This window comes from Streptomyces sp. 3330, assembly GCF_031456635.1.
GTDB lineage: Bacteria > Actinomycetota > Actinomycetes > Streptomycetales > Streptomycetaceae > Streptomyces.
Genome location: NZ_JAVDVA010000010.1, coordinates 210,619 through 229,880, shown reverse-complemented (window position 1 = coordinate 229,880; position 19,262 = coordinate 210,619). Strand labels below are relative to the sequence as shown.

At 72.7% G+C, this 19,262-nt stretch carries 14 protein-coding genes, 4 tRNA genes, 1 other RNA gene and 1 pseudogene; 10 read left to right on the top strand and 10 right to left on the bottom strand.

Translation table 11 applies throughout. The features are described 5' to 3' along the window. Nucleotides 1-19 precede the first annotated feature (19 nt). From J2X68_RS19225 to purS, 4 genes are all read right to left on the bottom strand, one after another. A complete protein-coding gene (locus tag J2X68_RS19225) occupies nucleotides 20-817 on the bottom strand; it encodes a sterol carrier family protein (protein ID WP_310433764.1) in 798 nt (265 codons plus the stop codon). Nucleotides 818-984: 167 nt separating this feature from the next. After that, nucleotides 985-3,243 (bottom strand): phosphoribosylformylglycinamidine synthase subunit PurL, encoded by a 2,259-nt coding sequence (gene purL / locus J2X68_RS19220; protein WP_310433763.1) that lies wholly within the window; start codon nucleotides 3,241-3,243, stop codon nucleotides 985-987. Beyond that, nucleotides 3,240-3,920: a phosphoribosylformylglycinamidine synthase subunit PurQ gene (gene purQ, locus J2X68_RS19215; protein WP_310433762.1), complete on the bottom strand. Its 681-nt coding sequence runs from the start codon at nucleotides 3,918-3,920 to the stop codon at nucleotides 3,240-3,242. Before purQ ends, purL begins: the two co-directional genes overlap by 4 nt. Beyond that, nucleotides 3,917-4,189 (bottom strand): phosphoribosylformylglycinamidine synthase subunit PurS, encoded by a 273-nt coding sequence (gene purS / locus J2X68_RS19210; protein WP_020131278.1) that lies wholly within the window; start codon nucleotides 4,187-4,189, stop codon nucleotides 3,917-3,919. The genes purQ and purS overlap by 4 nt, the downstream gene beginning before the upstream one ends. A 363-nt stretch (nucleotides 4,190-4,552) precedes the next feature. Between purS and J2X68_RS19205 the strand changes: the two genes are divergently transcribed. The 8 genes and pseudogenes from J2X68_RS19205 to J2X68_RS19170 all read left to right on the top strand — a co-directional run bounded on the left by J2X68_RS19205 (nucleotide 4,553) and on the right by J2X68_RS19170 (nucleotide 9,070). After that, nucleotides 4,553-4,870, top strand: coding sequence for an Lsr2 family protein (locus J2X68_RS19205; RefSeq protein ID WP_310433761.1), 318 nt, complete (start codon nucleotides 4,553-4,555; stop codon nucleotides 4,868-4,870). Nucleotides 4,871-5,021: 151 nt separating this feature from the next. Continuing rightward, nucleotides 5,022-5,093 (top strand) — tRNA-Gly (locus J2X68_RS19200). 80 nt (nucleotides 5,094-5,173) lie between these two features. Then, nucleotides 5,174-5,246, top strand: a tRNA-Gly gene (locus J2X68_RS19195). Between the two features lie 157 nt (nucleotides 5,247-5,403). Beyond that, nucleotides 5,404-6,235, top strand: a pseudogene (locus tag J2X68_RS19190) (ABC transporter ATP-binding protein). Continuing rightward, a complete protein-coding gene (locus tag J2X68_RS19185) occupies nucleotides 6,232-7,047 on the top strand; it encodes an ABC transporter permease (protein ID WP_310433760.1) in 816 nt (271 codons plus the stop codon). The pseudogene J2X68_RS19190 and the gene J2X68_RS19185 overlap by 4 nt, the downstream one beginning before the upstream one ends. Nucleotides 7,048-7,112: 65 nt before the next feature. Then, on the top strand, nucleotides 7,113-8,366 hold the full coding sequence (locus tag J2X68_RS19180) for a histidine kinase (RefSeq protein ID WP_310433759.1): 1,254 nt from the start codon (nucleotides 7,113-7,115) through the stop codon (nucleotides 8,364-8,366). Next, complete coding sequence (locus J2X68_RS19175; protein ID WP_310433758.1) at nucleotides 8,363-8,971, top strand: response regulator transcription factor; 609 nt, start codon at nucleotides 8,363-8,365, stop codon at nucleotides 8,969-8,971. Before J2X68_RS19180 ends, J2X68_RS19175 begins: the two co-directional genes overlap by 4 nt. Before the next feature lie 23 nt (nucleotides 8,972-8,994). Then, nucleotides 8,995-9,070, top strand: a tRNA-Gly gene (locus J2X68_RS19170). A 37-nt stretch (nucleotides 9,071-9,107) separates the two neighbouring features. On the opposite strand, the gene J2X68_RS19165 is transcribed toward J2X68_RS19170, so the two are convergent. The 6 genes from J2X68_RS19165 to ffs form a co-directional block, all read right to left on the bottom strand. After that, entirely contained in the window at nucleotides 9,108-10,007 is a 900-nt protein-coding gene (locus J2X68_RS19165) for a phosphoribosylaminoimidazolesuccinocarboxamide synthase (protein WP_310433757.1), read from the bottom strand. Between the two features lie 106 nt (nucleotides 10,008-10,113). Continuing rightward, complete coding sequence (locus J2X68_RS19160) at nucleotides 10,114-11,625, bottom strand: N,N-dimethylformamidase beta subunit family domain-containing protein (RefSeq protein ID WP_310433756.1); 1,512 nt, start codon at nucleotides 11,623-11,625, stop codon at nucleotides 10,114-10,116. Nucleotides 11,626-11,983: 358 nt separating this feature from the next. Then, a complete protein-coding gene (locus tag J2X68_RS19155; protein ID WP_399040311.1) occupies nucleotides 11,984-14,125 on the bottom strand; it encodes a hypothetical protein in 2,142 nt (713 codons plus the stop codon). A 364-nt stretch (nucleotides 14,126-14,489) separates the two neighbouring features. Continuing rightward, the gene (gene purD, locus J2X68_RS19150) at nucleotides 14,490-15,752 is read right to left on the bottom strand and encodes a phosphoribosylamine--glycine ligase (RefSeq protein ID WP_310433754.1); all 1,263 of its coding nucleotides are present in this window, start codon (nucleotides 15,750-15,752) and stop codon (nucleotides 14,490-14,492) included. 141 nt (nucleotides 15,753-15,893) lie between these two features. After that, a complete protein-coding gene (locus tag J2X68_RS19145; protein ID WP_310433753.1) occupies nucleotides 15,894-18,242 on the bottom strand; it encodes a DNA polymerase III subunit gamma and tau in 2,349 nt (782 codons plus the stop codon). A 70-nt stretch (nucleotides 18,243-18,312) separates the two neighbouring features. Continuing rightward, nucleotides 18,313-18,411: signal recognition particle sRNA small type (ffs, locus tag J2X68_RS19140), an RNA gene on the bottom strand. Nucleotides 18,412-18,482: 71 nt separating this feature from the next. Between ffs and J2X68_RS19135 the strand changes: the two genes are divergently transcribed. Continuing rightward, nucleotides 18,483-18,570, top strand: a tRNA-Ser gene (locus tag J2X68_RS19135). A 336-nt stretch (nucleotides 18,571-18,906) separates the two neighbouring features. Further along, nucleotides 18,907-19,128, top strand: a complete 222-nt coding sequence (locus J2X68_RS19130; RefSeq protein WP_028807083.1) for a hypothetical protein — start codon at nucleotides 18,907-18,909, stop codon at nucleotides 19,126-19,128. Nucleotides 19,129-19,262: the final 134 nt, after the last annotated feature.

Genomic DNA, 19,262 nt, shown 5'->3' with positions numbered 1-19,262 from the left:
GTTCCCTCCGGGGTCGGATTCAGGCCATGAGGGGCAGCAGCGCCGTGAGGTCGGCCCGCTCGCCGCTCGCCGCCACCTTCGCCTGTCCGACGGCGTCCGCCCAGGTCACCCGGCCGGTCGCCAGCCGGATCCAGGTCAGCGGATCGGTCTCGACGACATGGGGCGGCGTGCCCCGGGTGTGCCGGGGTCCCTCGACGCACTGCACGACGGCGTACGGCGGGATCCGCACCTCCGTCGCGCCGCCGGGCGCCCTGGCGGCGAGCGCGTCGGCGAGGAGCCGGGTGGCCGCGGCGAGGGCCTGGCGGTCGTACGGGATGTCCAGGCCGGGTACGGCCGCGTTCAGGTCGTCGGTGTGGACGACGAGTTCGACGGTCCGGGTGACCAGGTAGTCGGCGAGGGTCATCGCGCCCGTGCGGGCGGCGAGGAGGCGGTCGCCGGGGACGTCGGCGAGGGCCTCGGCGATGCGCTCCCCGGTCCGCGCGAACAGGGCGTCCAGGTCCGGGTGGGCGGCCGCGAGCTCCCGGGTGCCGTCGGCGATGTCGGCGGCGCGGGGAGCGGTGGCGAACGGCCACTCCAGGAGCGTGAGCTCCGCCTTCGGGGGCTCGTCCCGTTCGAGGTTGCGGCCGACGGTCGCCACCGCCATGGTCACGTGCGCGGCCAGGTCCCGTACGGTCCAGCCCGGCAGCCGCGTGGGCAGCGCGAGCTGCTCGGGGCCGAGCGTGGCCACGGCCCGCCGCACGTTCCCGAACTGCGCGGTGACCGCGGCGCGGATCTTGACGGGGTCGTACGCGCGGGCGCGTTTCCTGGCCGGAGGCATGGCGGTGAGCCTAATGGCCGCCTGTGACACCGGGGTCTGCACGGCCCGCGCGGGGGGACGCCGGAACCGGTGCCGGAGCCGGTGGGCTCGGCGGCGCGACGGCACGCCGAAGGCCCCGCCCGGGGGAACGGGCGGGGCCTTCGGCGTGGTGCGGATGCCGCCGGCGCCTACGCGAGCAGCGCCGGGATGGTGTCCTCGTGAGCCGTGCGCAGCTCCTCCAGGGACAGCTCGAACTCGCCCTGGAGCTCGACCGTGTCGCCGTCGACGACGCCGATACGGGTGACGGGCAGACCGCGCGCCCCGCACATGTCGTTGAAACGGAGCTCCTCGGAGCGCGGGACGGCCACCACGGCACGGCCCGCCGACTCGGAGAACAGCAGGGTGAAGGCGTCCAGCCCGTCCGGCACGACCAGCCGCGCGCCCTTGCCGCCGAGCAGCGCCGACTCGACGACCGCCTGGATCAGACCGCCGTCGGACAGGTCGTGGGCGGCGTCGATCATGCCGTCGCGGGAGGCGGAGATCAGGATCTCGCCCAGCAGCCGCTCCCGCTCCAGGTCGACCTTCGGGGGCAGACCGCCGAGGTGGTCGTGGACGACCTGGGACCAGGCCGAGCCGCCGAACTCCTCACGCGTGTCGCCGAGGAGGTAGAGCAGCTGGCCCTCCTCCTGGAAGGCGACGGGCGTGCGGCGCGCGACGTCGTCGATCACGCCGAGCACGGCCACCACCGGGGTCGGGTGGATGGCCACCTCGCCCGTCTGGTTGTAGAGCGAGACGTTGCCGCCGGTCACCGGGGTGCCCAGCTGCTGGCAGGCGTCGGCCAGGCCGCGGATGGCCTCCGCGAACTGCCACATCACCGCCGGGTCCTCGGGCGAGCCGAAGTTCAGGCAGTCGGAGACGGCGAGCGGCTTGGCGCCGGTCGTCGCCACGTTCCGGTAGGCCTCGGAGAGGGCCAGCTGCGCGCCCGCGTACGGGTCGAGCTTGGCGTACCGGCCGTTGCCGTCGGTCGCGATGGCGACGCCGAGGCCGGTCTCCTCGTCGATCCGGATCATGCCGGAGTCCTCGGGCTGCGCGAGGACGGTGTTGCCCTGCACGAAGTGGTCGTACTGCGAGGTGATCCACTTCTTGGACGCCTGGTTGGGCGAGGCGACCAGCTTGAGCACCTGGTCCTTGAGCTCGGCGCCGGTCGTGGGCCGGGGCAGCCGGTTCGCGTCGTCGGCCTGGAGGGCGTCCTGCCACTCCGGGCGGGCGTAGGGGCGCTCGTAGACGGGGCCGTCGTGGGCCACGGTCCGCGGGTCGACGTCGACGATCTTGCCGCCGTGCCAGAAGATCTCCAGCCGGTCGCCGTCGGTCACCTCACCGATGACGGTGGCGATGACGTCCCACTTGTCGCAGATCTCCAGGAAGCGGTCGACCTTCGCCGGCTCGACGACCGCGCACATGCGCTCCTGCGACTCGCTCATGAGGATCTCCTCGGGCGAGAGCGTGGAGTCGCGCAGCGGTACGTCGTCCAGCGTCACGCGCATGCCGCCGGAGCCGTTGGAGGCCAGCTCGGACGTGGCGCAGGACAGACCGGCCGCGCCGAGGTCCTGGATGCCGACGACGAGCTTCTCCCGGAAGGCCTCCAGGGTGCACTCGATGAGGAGCTTCTCCTGGAACGGGTCGCCGACCTGGACGGCCGGGCGCTTCGACGGCTTGGCGTCGTCGAAGGTCTCGGAGGCGAGGATGGACGCGCCGCCGATGCCGTCGCCGCCGGTCCTGGCCCCGTAGAGGATGACCTTGTTGCCGGCGCCCGAGGCCTTCGCGAGGTGGATGTCCTCGTGCCGCATCACGCCGATGGCGCCGGCGTTGACCAGCGGGTTGCCCTGGTAGCAGGCGTCGAAGACGACCTCGCCGCCGATGTTCGGCAGGCCCAGGCAGTTGCCGTAGCCGCCGATGCCGGCCACGACGCCCGGCAGGACGCGCTTGGTGTCGGGGTGGTCGGCCGCGCCGAAGCGCAGCGGGTCCACGACCGCGACGGGACGCGCGCCCATCGCGATGATGTCGCGGACGATGCCGCCCACGCCCGTGGCCGCGCCCTGGTAGGGCTCGACGTACGAGGGGTGGTTGTGCGACTCGACCTTGAAGGTGACCGCGTAGCCCTGGCCGACGTCCACGACGCCCGCGTTCTCGCCGATGCCGACGAGCAGCGCGTCCGACTGGGGGGCCTTCTCACCGAACTGGCGGAGGTGGACCTTGGAGGACTTGTACGAGCAGTGCTCGGACCACATGACGGAGTACATGGCGAGCTCGGCGCCTGTGGGCCGGCGGCCGAGGATCTCCACGACGCGCTCGTACTCGTCCTTCTTCAGACCGAGTTCGGCCCAGGGCAGCTCGACGTCGGGGGTCTCGGCCGCGTGCTCGACCGTGTCCAGAGGCGTCCGGCTCATGCGTTGACCAGCTTCTTGAGGATCGAGGTGAAGAACGGGAGACCGTCGGTGCGGCCGGACCCGACGAGGGGCTCGACGGCGTGCTCCGGGTGCGGCATGAGGCCCACGACGTTGCCGGCCTCGTTGGTGATGCCGGCGATGTCACGGAGGCTGCCGTTGGGGTTGACGTCCAGGTAGCGGAAGGCGACCCGGCCCTCGGCCTCGAGCTGGTCGAGGGTGTACTCGTCGGCGACGTACCGGCCGTCCATGTTCTTCAGCGGGATGTGGATCTCCTGTCCCGCCTCGTAGTCGGCCGTCCAGGCGGTCTCCGCGTTCTCCACCCGCAGCTTCTGGTCGCGGCAGATGAAGTGGAGGTGGTCGTTGCCGAGCATCCCGCCGGGAAGCAGGTGGGCCTCCGTGAGGATCTGGAAGCCGTTGCAGATGCCCAGGACCGGAAGACCGGCCTTGGCCTGCTCGATGACGGTCTCCATCACGGGCGAGAAGCGGGAGATGGCTCCGGCCCGCAGATAGTCGCCGTAGGAGAAACCGCCGGGCAGCACCACGGCGTCCACCTGATGGAGGTTCTTGTCCTTGTGCCAGAGAGCGACGGGTTCGGCGCCCGCGAGCCGGATGGCCCGCTGAGTGTCCCGGTCGTCGAGGCTGCCCGGGAAAGTGACGACGCCAATACGAGCGGTCACTTCGCGGCTCCCGCGACTGCTTCTTCCGACTCGACCTTGACGGTGAAGTCCTCGATCACGGTGTTCGCGAGGAAGGATTCCGCAAGATCGTGGATGCGGGCGAGGGCGGCCTCGTCGACCGGCCCGTCAACTTCCAGTTCGAATCGCTTTCCCTGACGTACGTCGGAGATGCCTTCGAAACCCAGCCGCGGCAGTGCGCGCTGCACCGCCTGGCCCTGGGGGTCGAGGATCTCCGGCTTGAGCATGACGTCGACTACGACGCGTGCCACTGGCACTCCCGGTGGTGTGGTGCTGAGCAGGTGCCTGCGGGTGTCTCCAACAGGTGTCTTCAGACTACCCGTACAAAATTTCTACGCGGGTAGAGTTGTAGGAATCTACGTGAGCGCCATCACGATCAGGTATCGGACCAGTGTCTTCGCGAAAATTTCAGGGAAAGATCCGGGGTGCACCGACGTTCCCTATTGCCCTGGGACACGCGGGCAGATTTAGCCGGGCTTCACATTGCAATGCCGGGCACTGTACAAATGAATTGGCAATAGCCGATACTTTGCCCAATAACAGGCGGACAGTCGACATCTCCGTGACGTCTTGGCACGTCATCGCAGAGCTGTCGCACGAAGGGACCGATATTCGTGGCGCAGAAGGTCGTGGTCACTCTCTTTGACGACATCGACGGCTCGGAAGCGGCGGAAACGATCGCCTTCGGGCTCGACGGCAAGTCGTACGAGATCGACCTGAATGAAGCCAATGCCAAGAAACTGCGTAAGGCTCTCGCGCCTTACGTCGACGCCGGCCGCAAGCGGTCGAGGTCCGGCAAGGCGTACAAGCAGACGGAGGTCGCCCCCGACCCCGCGGCCGTCCGGGCCTGGGCGCAGGCGAACAAGCTGGAGGTGCCGGCGCGCGGCCGCATCCCCAAGAAGGTCTACGAGGCGTTCGCCGAGGCGCAGTGAGCCGCACCCCCTGACCGGGCCCCCGTGAGCCGGGGCCGACGGCCGGTCACCGGCCCCTCGAACACACCGACTTGCGCTGCACCCCTCCTGGTCAGCTAGAGTCTGGAGCACGCCGAGGGGCGAGGCCGAAAAGCCCAGCTCACGGAGTCACGCGGGTGTAGTTCAGTAGTAGAACATCCCCCTTCCAGGGGGAAGGCGCAGTGTGCGATCCCTGTCACCCGCTCTGCATGACCTGTCTGACCACTGCTGTGGATCAGGTAGGGTGGTGCTCGCGCCGATCGGTGAAAGCCGGTCGGAGGCAATGCGGACGTAGCTCAGTTGGTAGAGCGCAACCTTGCCAAGGTTGAGGTCGCGAGTTCGAGCCTCGTCGTCCGCTCGGGAATCAGACCCCGGTCCATTGGACCGGGGTCTTTTCGTGTGCCCGTGAGCGGGTGTGCCCGGAAGCGTGCCCGGAGCGGCCGTCTGACATTTGTCATGCGGAGTGGTGACACCTCGCACTGCTGCCGGCCTCCGCCCGCGGGGAGGCTTGAGCCATGGACACGAATGAACACGTGATCGAGGTCACCGACCTCCGGCGTGTGTACGGGGGCGGGTTCGAAGCGGTCCGTGGGATCTCCTTCCACGTCGGCCGCGGTGAGATCTTCGCGCTGCTCGGCACCAACGGCGCCGGAAAGACATCGACGGTCGAGTTGCTGGAAGGGCTCGCGCGCCCCGACGGCGGGCGGATCAGGGTGCTGGGCCATGACCCGTACGCCCGGGGAGGCGCTGGCCCTGGTCGGGCTCGCCGGGCGGGCCGACGTCCGGGTCAAGCAGCTGTCCGGCGGCGAGCGGCGGCGCCTCGACCTGGCGCTCGCGGTCCTCGGAGCCCCCGAGGTGCTCTTCCTGGACGAGCCGACCACCGGCCTGGACGCCGAGGGCCGCCGGGACACCTGGGACCTGGTGCGCGCGCTGCGCGACGCCGGTACGACGGTGCTGCTGACCACGCATTACCTGGAGGAGGCGGAGAACCTCGCCGACCGGCTGGCCATCCTGCACGAGGGCCGGATCGCGGCCGCCGGGACACCCGCCGAGGTGACCGGCGCCCAGCCCTCCCGGATCACCTTCGAACTGCCCGAGGGGTACTTCCTCGGCGACCTGCCCGCGCTGGGCGAACTGGGTGTGTGCGGTCACGAGGTGGACGGGCGTCTCGTACGGCTGCGCACCCGGGAACTGCAGCGGACGGCGACCGGGCTGCTGGTGTGGGCCGAGCGGGCCCAGGTCGCGCTGCGCAGGCTGGACGTGCGGTCGGCCTCGCTGGAGGAGGCGTTCCTGGGAATCGCCCGCGAGGCGTCGAGGAACGACGCGACCGAGGGGGTCGCGGCATGAACGGGGCACCGGTCAAGGGCCCGGCCGCCCCCGCGGTCGGCCGTACGCTCACGACTCCCGCGAGCCGGATGGCCGCCCTCGCCCGCGCCGAGCTGACGCTGCTCGGGCGGAGCAAGAGCACGCTCATCGCGGCCGTGTTCCTGCCGCTGGTGCTGCCGGTGAGCCTGGCCGCGGTCGTCGACGACATGGACGTGGAGGACGTCGGGCTCAGCGTCGGCCTGGTGCTGCTGCCCGCCGCGATCGGCTTCTCGCTGCTGTTCGGCGTGTACTCGGCCCTCACGGCCATCTACACCGCCCGGCGCGAGGAGCTGGTGCTGAAGCGGCTGCGCACCGGTGAGCCGGGGGACGCGGAGATCCTCGGCGGCGCGGCGCTGCCCATCGTCGCCACGGGGCTGGTGCAGTCCCTGGTGCTGGTGGCCGGCTCCACGGTCCTGCTCGACCTGCCGGCTCCCGAGGCGCCGCATCTCGCCGTCCTGGGGCTGCTGTTGGGCCTGGCGATGTGCGCGGCGCTCGCGGCGGTCACGGCGGCGGTGACCCGGAACGTGGAGAGCGCTCAGGTCACCACGATGCCCATGGTGCTCGTGTCGATGACCGTCTGCGGCGTGACCGTCCCGCTGGAGATGCTGCCCGACCGGCTCGCCTCCGTCTGCGAACTCCTGCCGCTGTCCCCGGTGATCACCCTGATACGCGGCGGCTGGACCGGAAGTCTGTCGGCGTACGAGGCCCTGGCCGCTCTGGCGACCGCACTGGCCTGGACCCTGCTGGCAGTGTTTGCTGTACGGCGGTGGTTCCGATGGGAGCCCCGGCGCTGACCCCGCCGGGACCGGACGGGGGCGGCCCGGGATCCTGGCGGGCCGAAGGACAGGGGAGGGCGCGGATGTTGGGCCGCATTCGGGGGTGGCTGCGGCGTCACTGGCGGGACCGCAGCAAGGCCGAGCGGGTCGAGTTGCAGACCGTCGGCACCTGGTACTTCACCACCTGGTTCTTCTCCTTCGCGTGGCTCGCGCTGCCCCTGGTGGGCGGGCTCGAGCGGCGCCCCGCGGCACTGCTCGTCGGCGGGCTGCTCCTGCTGGCGGCGGCCCTGCAGTGCGCCGAGGCGAACCGGCTCACACGGCCCGTCCTCGACCACTACCTGCGCCGCTCCGAGCTCCCGCCCCGCGCCCTGTACCCGGCCGCCGGGCTGCTGGCCCTCGGCCTGGGGCTGGCGCTGGCCCTCGCCGTGGTGGGCGGCGCCGACCCGGTGACGACCCGGCTGTGCATAGGAGCCTCGCTGCTGCCCTTCGAGATGCTGTACGGCCTCGTGGTGCCCATCCGGCGGTTCCTGCGGCACTCCGCCCTGCTCGCCGTGGTCCTCATGGCCGTGTTCGGCTGGGCGGAACCGGATGCGGCGGGGATCCTCATGGTCGGGCTCCTGACCGCCTTCGCCACCTGCTTCTCGCTGTTCGCCTGCCGTTGCAGCGCCTGGAACCTGGCGGTGCTGTGGGAGGCGGACCGGGCCGGGGAGGTCGAGGCCCGGCTCGCCGTCGCCGAGGAGCGGCTGCGGTTCGGACGGGATCTGCACGACGTGATGGGGCGGAACCTGGCGGTGATCGCCCTGAAGAGCGAGCTGGCCGTGCAGCTGGCCCGGCGCGGGCGGCCCGAGGCCGTGGAACAGATGATCGAGGTCCAGCGGATAGCGCAGGATTCGCAGCGGGAGGTACGCGCGGTCGTGCGGGGCTACCGGGAGGCGGACCTCGGCGTCGAACTCGCCGGAGCCCAGGGGGTGCTGAGGGCGGCGGGGATCGCCTGCGAGGTGAGCGGGGAGGCCGGCGGGTTGCCCGCCGAGGTGCAGTCGGCGCTCGGCTGGGTGGTCCGGGAGAGCACCACCAATGTGCTGCGGCACGGGGACGCGGGGCGCTGCTCGGTGGCGTTGCGGATGACGGAGGGACACGTGGTGCTGACGGTGGAGAACGACGGCGCCGGATCGCCCACCCCCGAGAGCGGTGACGGCTCGGGACTGACCGGGCTGCGGGAGCGGTTGCGGGGCGTCGACGGGACGCTGGAGGCCGGGTTCGTCCAGGCCGGCGTCTTCCGGGTCGTCGCCGAGGTTCCGTTGAGCGGAAAGGCTGCTGTGAGAGAGGTCGCTTCATGACCGTGCGGGTGCTGCTCGCCGACGACGAACATCTCATCCGGGGTGCGCTGGCCGCGCTGCTCTCCCTGGAGGACGACCTGGTGATCGTCGCCGAGGCGGCCACCGGACCGGAGGCGCTGGCGATGGCGAGGGCGCACCGGCCCGACGTCGCGGTCCTGGACCTGCAGATGCCGGGCACCGACGGTGTGAACGTCGCCACATCCCTGCGCGCCGAACTTCCGGACTGCCGGGCACTGATCGTCACCAGCCACGGCCGGCCCGGGCATCTCAAGCGGGCGCTCGCGGCCGGAGTGCGGGGGTTCGTCCCGAAGACGGTGAGCGCCCGGCGACTTGCGGAGATCATCCGTACCGTGCACGCCGGGAACCGTTACGTCGACCCGGAGTTGGCCGCCGACGCGATCGCCGCCGGTGACTCGCCGCTGACCTCGCGGGAGACGGAGGTCCTCGAACTCGCCGCCGACGGGGCGCCCGTCGCGGAGATCGCCGAGCGGGCCACGCTCTCCCAGGGGACGGTACGGAACTATCTGTCGTCGGCCGTGTCCAAACTGGGGGCGGAGAACCGGCACGCGGCGGTGCGGCTCGCCCGGGAGCGGGGTTGGGTATAGTTGGCCTCGCGCCACGGCGCAGTGCGGACGTAGCTCAGTTGGTAGAGCGCAACCTTGCCAAGGTTGAGGTCGCGAGTTCGAGCCTCGTCGTCCGCTCCATCGCAAAGGCCCCGGTCATCGACCGGGGCCTTTCGCGTCAGGTCCAGCTGGTGCCCGTCAGGCGCTCGTAGGCCTCGACGTACTTCGCGCGGGTCGCGTCCACGATGTGCTGCGGCAGGGGCGGCGGGGGCTGCTCGCTCGCCCGGTCCCAGCCGGACTCGGCCGAGGTCAGCCAGTCGCGCACGAACTGCTTGTCGTACGAGGGCTGGGAGCGGCCGGGCTGCCACTGGTCGCCCGGCCAGAAGCGGGAGGAGTCCGGCGTGAGGACCTCGTCGGCGATGACCAGGTCCTCGCCCTCGAAGCCGAACTCGAACTTGGTGTCGGCGAGGATGATGCCCCGCTCGCGGGCGATGTCGCGGGCGCGGCCGTAGACGGCGAGGGTCGCCTGGCGGAGCTGGGCGGCGGTGTCGGCGCCGACCTGACGGGCGACCTCCTCGTAGGAGACGTTCTCGTCGTGCTCGCCGACGGCGGCCTTGGTGGCCGGGGTGAAGATCGGCGCGGGGAGTTCGCTGCCGTCGACCAGGCCCTCGGGAAGGGCGAGGCCGCAGACCGTGCGGGACTCCTTGTACTCGACGAGGCCGGAACCGGTGAGGTAGCCGCGGGCCACGCACTCGACCGGGACCATCCGGAGCGACTTGCAGACCAGGGTGCGGCCGGCCCAGTCGGCGGGGGCGCCCGCGGGCAGTTCCGTGCTCAGGACGTGGTGGGGGACCAGGTCGCGGAGCTGGTCGAACCACCACAGGGAGAGCTGGGTGAGGACCCGGCCCTTGTCGGGGATCTCGGTCGGCAGCACCCAGTCGAAGGCGGAGGTGCGGTCGCTGGCGACCATCACGAGGTCGCCCGCCTCGTTCTGGTACAGCTCGCGCACCTTGCCGGTGTGCAGATGCACCAGGCCCGGCACCTGAAGGGGCTCGGGCTTTTCTACGAATCCGGACACGGTTCCTCCCCGTGGTTCTGTCCTGGTGGGTCGATTGTCCCGTACATCGGGATCGCGCAAGGACAGCGGGTGGCGCGAGCGGACCGCCGCCCGGCGCGGGAGGGTCTCAGTCGCGTTTGCAGATGCGGTCCAGGAGGTTGGCCGTGGCGCGTTGGACGCGGGCGTCCACATGGCCGGGGCGGTCCAGGGCCGGGGACCAGGCGAAGGTGCCGGAGGCGAAGACCAGGGCGCCGGAGGGGGCCCGGTAGAGGGAGGTCTCCTGATGGCGCAGGACGCCCTCGCTGTCGGCGTACGGGGAGTGGGCGAGGAGTATGCGGTCCTCGTGGGGCGGGAGCGCGGTGCGCGGGAAGTAGCGGTCGGCCTCGCCCGCGACCAGGTCCTCGATGCCGTCGCCGTCACAGGCGCCGGTCGACTCCCAGAGCCAGTGGTCGGCGTTGCGGACGATCAGCGGATGCGGCTCGGGCACCCGGCCCGCGTACTGGATGCCGACCAGCTGCTGCTCGGCGCGGTCGATCTCCCGCCAGAGGACGGGCTTGCCGGGGCCCTTGCGCTTGCGGCAGGTCAGCAGGCGGCTGGGGACGCCGGACGGGGAGGGTCCCAACTCCACCTGCCAGTAGAGGGAGTTGGCGGACAGGAAGACCAGCGAGGTGCCGCTGTCGCGGGCGAGTTCGACGGTGCGGCGCATGCTCGCCGACCAGTACTCGTCGTGGCCGGGGAAGACCAGTCCGCGGTAGCGGGTCGGGTCTATGTTTCCGGCGTGCAGGTCGCGGGCGTCGGCGTAGGCGAGGTCGTAGCCGTAGCGCTCGGCCCAGCGGATGAAGTCGTAGGCGTGGCCGACGTGGAGGGGCAGGCCCGCGCCTGCGTACGGGCGGTCGAAGGAGACCGTGATGGCGGCGTCGGCCTCGCCGAGGAGACGGCCGTCCTCGTCCCACGCGTGGTAGAGGCTGGCGCCGGTGCGGCCGTCCTCGGGGTAGAGGTTGTAGGCCTGCCAGGTGACGTCGGGGAGCAGGAGGAGCAGATCGGCGGGGTGGTGGTCGCGCACCGTGAACGGGACGTGGGAGCGGTAGCCGTCGGCGGTGGTGAGGACGGCCACGTACGCGCCGACATTCCAGTACGACGGGACCTGTAAGCGCCAGGAGAGCCACCAGTGGTGGCAGGAGACCGTGCGGTCGGCGGTCAGCGGCGGGGGCTGGACTATGCCGGAGAGGCGCGGGCTGGTGGTGATCTTGGCGGCGCCGTCGCCGTCGTAGTGGCCGATGCGGTAGACGTCGACGCTGAATTCCTGGGGCGGGTCGACCGTGATGTGGAAGTCGACGGCGTCACCGGGGGCGACCGCGCCGGTGGAGACGAAGCCCTTGATCTGGCGGCGCACGTCGTCGGCCGAGCGGGGGCCGCCGGCCGCGGGCTCGGTGCGCGGGCCCGGGACCCGCAGGCCGCTCCGGGACGGCGCGGGGGCCGCGTCCACGTACCAGGGGACGACCTGGCCGGTGTCGTCGAAGTACGTCTCGCTGCCGCGCAGCCAGGGGACGGGGCCCTGTCCGAAGGGATCCGTCACGGCGTGGGCCAGTGCTCCCGACTCCCATCGGCGGATGTGTTCCGGTCCTGGTCCGGGTCCCATGGTGCTCCCCTCCCTTGTGCCCCCGTGCTGGCTCGTGCGTACGCCGTACGTGACCGCCCCGCGCGTTTGTCCTATGTCGCGAGCCCTTGCCATGGGCCCGATCGATCCCAGCACATCACATAACGCGCGCATGCAGTCACTATTCGTTGCGAATTGGCCGAAAGTGGAATGGGTAGCTCCGGTGAGGCTGGGTGGACGGGACGCCGGGGTGGCGGGCCGGCCGACTGATCCGGATTCCTGGGTGGGCGGGCCTTCCGGGGGCCGCGACCGAGGGGCCGGCCGGGAGGCCTGCCCGGGCCGACCGGTGAGGGGCGGCCCGGCGGCGCGGGCGGCGGGCCGGGGCGGCGCTTCGGCCCGCTCAGCCGAGCCGTACCGGCTTCTCCGGGCGTATGCCCAGTTCCACGAGCCAGGTGCGCAGGGGGACCGCGTCGCCGTCCTCGACGAGGCTGAGCACCCGGGGCGCCAGGTCGGCCACGCGCTCACCGTCGACCAGGAGGGTCGGGCCGTCGAGCCAGTCGAGACCCGGGACGGCGCCGACGGTGTCCATCGCGGCGCAGCAGACCATCGCCGTCACGTGATCGGCCAGGAGCTCGCGGTCGGTGCGCGGGGGCTGGAGGGGGAACAGGGGGAGCGCGTCCTCGTCCCAGAGGGCCATGTCGGGGCCCTGCCCGGCCGCCGGAAGACCGCCCGCGGGAAGCGCCGCCGCCGAGGCAGCGGCCTCCTCCCGTCCCACCTCGGCCCCGAGCCCGGCGGCGAGGGCCGCGCTGCGGGGGTTCGGAGGCGCGAGGTCCTCGTCGTCGAGGTGGACGGGATCGGGGGGCGGGACGGAGGCCGGGTCCTGACCGGAGGCCGGGGTGAGGCCCTGATCGGCCGACGTCGGGACGGCGGCGGCCTCGGGACACGCGGCGGGGTCGGGGGCCGACCCGGCCGGAAGACCAGGGGTCCCGGAGACGCCGGTGGGGCCGGTGTCGCCCGAAGGGTCGGTGGGGCCGGTGCGGTCCGAAGGATCGGTGGGGCCGGTGCGGTCCGAAGGATCGGTGGGGCCGGTGCGGTCCGAAGGATCGGTGGGGCCGGTGCGGTCCGAAGGATCGGTGGGGCCTGAGAGGTCGGTGAGGCCCGACGGGCCTGTGGGGCCGGCCGCCCGGTCGTCGGCCCGGGCGGCCGCCGGGGCGTCGGTCAGGTCGTCGGCCGGGGCGGACGGGCTGTCCGTCAGGTGGTCCAGGACCCGGGCCAGTGTGGGGCCGCTGTGGACGCCGGGGTGGGCCGGGCCGGCCGGGTCGCAGGTGCGGCGGACGCCGAGGGCGTCGAGGACCCGGTGGAGCCGGGCCGCGTCGGTGCGCCACTTGCGGTCGACGACCTCGTCCGGGTAGTCCTCCCAGGCCACCGGCGACCAGTCCGGGCCCGGGTCCGCGGGGCCGCCGTGGAAGAGGCGGGCGGCGAGCAGGGAGGCGGCCTCGTCCACCGTGCCGGGCTCTTCGAGCAGGTCGCAGGCGGGGCGCTCGCCGAGCCGGGAGGCGAACCCCTCGGCCAGCCGGTCGCGCCGGGAGAGCTCGGTGAGGGCGGCGACGACGCCCGCGTCCAGCCGGGAGGGCCAGCGGCCCATCCGCCAGGCCGGCAGCGCGACACGCGTCAGAAGACGGTCCCAGCCCGCGTAGGCCAGGCCCACCTGCTCCTGGGCGACGATGCGCAGCCCGTAGTCCACAGCCTGTGCACGCTCGGAGGCCGCGGCGGCGACGCACCGCTCCATCTCGCCGGCGTGGATCTGACAGCCGCGCAGCATCAGGCGCGCGACCCAGCCGATGCCCGAGCAGGCCGGCCGCAGCACCGGATGGCGGTCGCCGCGGAAGGCGCAGACCGCCACGGCGGCGTCCAGCCCGCGCACGAAGCGCCGGGCCGCGGCTATGTCGGGATGCGCCGAAGGGCCCGTTCCTGCGACGACCGGGGCCAGCACCGCGCGCAGCTCGCCCACGCGCATCCACCACAGGAACGGGGAGCCGATGACGAGGACCGGTGATGCCGCCGCACGGCGGTGGAGGGGGCCATGGGGGCCGCCCGGGCCGGCTATCTCGTCCCCGCCGTGCGACGGGGACGGTCCGTGGGCCGGGTGGGTGCGGTCCTCCAGCCAGCTGTCGCAGTCCGGCGTGAGCGCTATCGCGGAGGGCGCGGGCACGTCGAGGCGGTCGGCGAGGTCGCGGACCAGCCGGTACAGATCGGGGGCGGCCTCCTCGGCGACGGCGACCGTGGGGCTGACGGCGGGGCGTGCGCGGGCGACGACCAGGCCGATGACACCGGCGGCCAGCAGCACGACGAGCGCCACGCCGGACACGGCCCAGCGGGCGGCGTCCCATCCCGGGCCCACGAACTGCCCGGTGGAACCGCCCGCCAGCAGGATCACCGCCGCGGCCGCGGGCAGCAGCGCGACGGCGAGCGCCCGGCTGCGGACGCGCAGCACCGCCAGTGCCCGGGCCCGCGCGGCCTGCGCGCCCATCTCCACTCCCATACCGGTCACGACCGGACCTCACCCCCTCCCTACGGTCCTGTTTCCCCCGGCTGTCTTCGCAGTGGTCACTCCCCCACTGTGGCACCGACCACCGACATCGCAATGCCGGTGGGCCAAGTGCCGGAACGAGGACCGGAACACTTGCGCCGCACCCTAGTTGGCGCCCCGGCCCACGTCAGCCGGATAGCTCAGCGCTCACACGATGGAATGGCTTTGGGGAAAGGTGTATGACGGTGGGCAACGATCAGGCCCCGGGTTCCACCGGTCCTCCGTAAGGAGTTCCTGGTGGCCCGGGGCCTGGAAGATGCCTGCTGGGGCGGTCGGCCGGAACGCCTGTCCGCGCTCCGCCTGCCGTGCCGCGCGGCTACGCGCCCGCCGCCGCCTTCGCGGCGATGTCCGTCCGGTGCTGCGAGCCGTCGAGCCCGATGCGCCCGACCGCCTTGTACGCCCGTTCGCGGGCCTCGGTGAGGTCCGTGCCGGTCGCGGTGACGGACAGGACGCGCCCACCGGCGCTGACGACCGTGTCGCGGTCGTCGCCGTCGTACGTCGTCCCGGCGTGCAGGACGTAGGCGTGCGGGGCGTCCTCGGCGGCCACCTCGGCGAGCCCGGTGATCGGGTCGCCGGTGCGCGGGGTGCCGGGGTAGTTGTGCGAGGCGATGACGACGGTGACGGCCGCGTCGTCGCTCCAGCGCAGGGCCGGCAGATCGGCCAGGTCGCCGGTGGCGGCCGCCTTGAGGACGCCGGCCAGCGGGGTCTTCAGCCGGGCCAGGACGACCTGCGTCTCGGGGTCGCCGAAGCGGGCGTTGAACTCGATGACCCGGACACCGCGGCCGGTGATCGCGAGGCCCGCGTAGAGCAGCCCGGAGAAGGGGGTGCCGCGGTGGCGCATCTCGTCGACGGTCGGCTGCAGGACGGTCTCCAGGACCTCCGCCACCAGCTTCGGGTCGGCCCAGGGCAGCGGCGAGTACGCGCCCATGCCGCCCGTGTTGGGGCCCTCGTCGCCGTCGAGCGCGCGCTTGAAGTCCTGGGCGGGCTGGAGCGGGACGACGCTCACGCCGTCGGTGATCGCGAAGAGGGAGACCTCCGGGCCGTCGAGGAACTCCTCGATGACGACGCGTTCGCAGCCGGCCGCGTGCGCCGCGGCGGCCTCCAGGTCGTCGGTGACGACGACGCCCTTGCCGGCGGCCAGCCCGTCGTCCTTGACGACATAGGGCGCGCCGAAGGCGTCGAGGGCCGCGGCGACCTCCTCGGGGGTCGTGCAGACGTAGGAGCGCGCGGTCGGCACGCCGGCCGCCGCCATGACGTCCTTGGCGAACGCCTTGGAGCCCTCGAGCTGTGCGGCCTCCTTCGAGGGGCCGAACACCGGGATGCCCGCGTCGCGCACGGCGTCGGCGACCCCGGCGACCAGCGGCGCCTCCGGGCCGACGATGACCAGTTCGGCGCCGAGCTCGACGGCCAGCGCCGCCACGGCCTCGCCGTCCAGGGCGTCGACCTGGTGCAGCTCGGCGGCCTCGGCGATGCCGGCGTTGCCGGGCGCGCAGTGCAGCGCGGTGACGGCGGGGTCGAGGGACAGTGAGCGGCACAGGGCGTGTTCGCGGGCGCCGCTGCCGATGACGAGGACGTTCACGGGGGTCAGCCTAACGGGCGGGGGCGTGGACGCCTTGTGCGGGCTTCCGAAAGCACGGGGACGGGGATGTCGTGCGTTCCTCCAAGCGGCGGGCGCGGGGCCGCCGCCGGGGAGGGGCACCGTCGAGCGTCGGCTGCGCCCCTACTCGTTGGTGAACTCCTCCACCACCGTCGCCCCGAGCTCGCGCACGATCAGTTCGTACCCGGAGAGGGCCGACTCGTTGAGGTCGGGGTCGTCGTCCTCCGGGGTGTCGTCCTCGGGGGCCACCGGTTCGGGGGCGGGCGGTCCGGGCGGTGCCGGGGCGGGCGCCGCGTGGGCGTGGGCCGACGCCGATGTCGACGGCGGCCCGTGCTGGGCGGGGGCACCGCCCGACGGGGCCGCCGGACCGCCGCCCCCGCCGTAGCCACCGCCGGGGCTGTGGTGTCCCCCGGGGCTGCCGTAGCCGCCGGGCGCACCGCCTCCGCCGCCACCGAAGCCGCCGGCCGGCGGGGGCCCCGAGCCGCCGGACGGGTCGACGACCGCGTCGATCTTCCACTGCACGCTGAACTGCTCGGCCAGCGCCTGCCGCAGCACGTCCTCGCTGCCGCTGCTCGTGAAGTTGTCGCGGGCGCCGGAGTTCACGAAGCCCAACTGGAGGGTCGTGCCGTCGAAGCCCGCCACGTGGGCGTTCTGGCTGAGCAGGATCCAGGTGAAGCGACGGCGGTTCTTGACCGCCTCGAGGATGTTCGGCCAGAGCGCGCGCGGGTCGAGGCCGCCGGAAGGGGGCGCGTACGCGCCGGGCCCGGGAGCGGGGGCCGCTGCCGGAGTGGGGGCCGGGGGACCGGCCGAGGCGGCGGGAGCGGGGGCCGGGGCCGCCGGAGGCCTGCCGCCGCCGCCCGCGGGCGCGGCCGTGGGCCAGCCGCCGGGGCGGCGTCCGCTGCCCGCCGCGGTGGCCGTGGGCCAGGCGCCGGGGGCGGGCTGGGCAGGCGCCGGCGGGCCCGCGGCCGGCGGCTCCTCCACCGGCGGGGCGGAGGCCGCCGCGGGAGCGGGAGCCGGGGCGTGGTGGACCGGGGCGGCCGCGGGCGGGGCGGCCTGTGGCTGGGCGACGGCCGCGGGCGCGGCGGGCGCGGCGGGCGCGGCCGGCCGGTCCGGCGCCTGCCCCGGGACGGGTCCCTGACCCGGCCCCGGACCCCGCACCGCTGCGCGGGCCGCCGCCGCCCCGCCGCCGGGCGGGATCGGCGCTCCCCCGGCCATGGGGGCGCCGCCGTGCGCCTCGGGCCCCGGCACGTACCCCATCGCCGGCATCGCCGGCATCGCGGGCGCGCCCTGCACCGCGCCGCCCGGCGAGAAGTTCACGCCACGCTCGATGCGGTCGAGGCGGGCCATCACGGAGCGTTCGTCGCCGTAGGCGGCGGGCAGCATCACGCGCGCGCAGATCAGCTCGAGCTGGAGACGGGGCGAGGTGGCGCCCCGCATCTCGGTCAGCCCCTCGTTGACGAGGTCGGCGGCGCGGCTCAGCTCCGCGGCGCCGAAGACCCCGGCCTGGGCCTGCATCCGCTCGATCACGTCGGCGGGGGCGTCGATGAGCCCCTTGTCCGCCGCGTCCGGCACGGCGGCGAGGATGACGAGGTCCCGGAGCCGCTCCAGCAGGTCGGCGACGAAGCGGCGGGGGTCGTTGCCCCCCTCGATGATCCGGTCGACCACCTCGAAGGCGGCGGCGCCGTCACCGGTCGCGAAGGCCTCGACGACGGAGTCGAGCAGCGAGCTGTCCGTGTAGCCGAGCAGGGAGGTGGCCATGGCGTACGTCACACCCGCGTCGCTCGCGCCTGCGAGCAGCTGGTCCATGACGGACATGGAGTCACGCACGGAACCCGCGCCGGAGCGCACGACGAGCGGCAGCACACCCTCCTCGACGGGGATGCCCTCCTGCCCGCAGACCTCGCCGAGGTAGTCCCGCAGGGTGCCCGGCGGCACGAGCCGGAACGGGTAGTGGTGGGTCCGCGACCGGATGGTCCCGATGACCTTCTCGGGCTCGGTGGTCGCGAAGATGAACTTCAGATGCTCCGGCGGCTCCTCGACGACCTTGAGCAGGGCGTTGAAGCCGGCCGGCGTGACCATGTGGGCCTCGTCGATGATGTAGATCTTGTAGCGACTGCGGGCGGGCCCGAAGAAGGCCTTCTCGCGCAGGTCACGGGCGTCGTCCACACCGCCGTGCGAAGCCGCGTCGATCTCGATGACGTCGATGGACCCCGGGCCGTTCCTGGCGAGGTCCTTGCACGACTCGCACTCCCCGCACGGGGTCGGCGTGGGCCCCTGCTCGCAGTTCAGGCACCTGGCCAGGATCCGCGCGCTGGTGGTCTTCCCGCACCCACGCGGCCCGCTGAACAGGTACGCGTGATTGACCCGGTTGTTCCGCAGCGCCTGCTGCAACGGGCTGGTGACATGCTCCTGCCCGATGACCTCGGCGAACGACTCCGGGCGATAGCGGCGGTACAGCGCGAGAGACGACACGCATACGAGGTTATAGGCGACCGCTGACATCGGGTCCCGCGCGCGGATCCGGGCTCCGGCCCCCGCCGCGAACGCAAGCGCCCCCCACGCACCCGCCAGAGCCGACCTACCCTTGCTGCCTTCCGGCCCTGGGGGAGTTCAGTCAGATAGCGCCGCGTGAGGGGCTGCGCACAGGCTACAGGATCCGAGCGGGGGGAACGAGTTCGCGAGCACTCCTCAACGTCTTGTATTGTTTGCCGCGGAGGATTCGCCTAGTGGCCTAGGGCGCACGCTTGGAAAGCGTGTTGGGGGCAACCCCTCACGAGTTCGAATCTCGTATCCTCCGCCAGTGCCTCACCGGGCACGAAGTCGAAGGGCCCCACCGTTCGCGGTGGGGCCCTTCGACGTTGACCACCCCGCCCTCCGCTCCGGCGCCGTCACGGACCCGCCTGCCGTCGTGAAGCCTTCCGGGCCTCGCGACCAACTGGGGCGAAGCCGCTTCCGAAGGTAACGGTCTGTGGTGGGGTCCGCCGGGCGCTTCCTCCGGGGCACCGGCTAATCCCCAGGTCAGGGGCGCGCGGCAGCCCACGGTCCGGCCGAGGGGATCATCGCCGTCCGGGTCTGTGACGAACGGCGGAGAAAGAGGGCCGCTACGAGTGGCCCGTGCAGGCCCATACTGGAGGCAATGACAAAGCCATCGGCACCGAAGCGTTACTTGCCCACCAGTCCCTTCAAGGCCCCGGCCGCGCCGTCTCCCAAGCACTTCGAGGTGGGCGACCAGGTCACGCACGACATGTACGGCCTCGGCCGTGTGATCGGCATCGAGGACGGAATCGCGGCACTCGTGGATTTCGGTTCTGCGCAAATGCGGATCCTGAGCCCGTACACGAAGATGAGCAAGCTGTAGGACCGCTGTGCCCGGTCACGGCACGCCAGGTCCGTTCGCGGCCCTGTAACGAATGGGAGACCTCTCATCGAACCGACCTCGCTGTTCTCCGCTCCGGAAGGGGCGACTCGCTATGCCACCGCGGCATCGCCGCC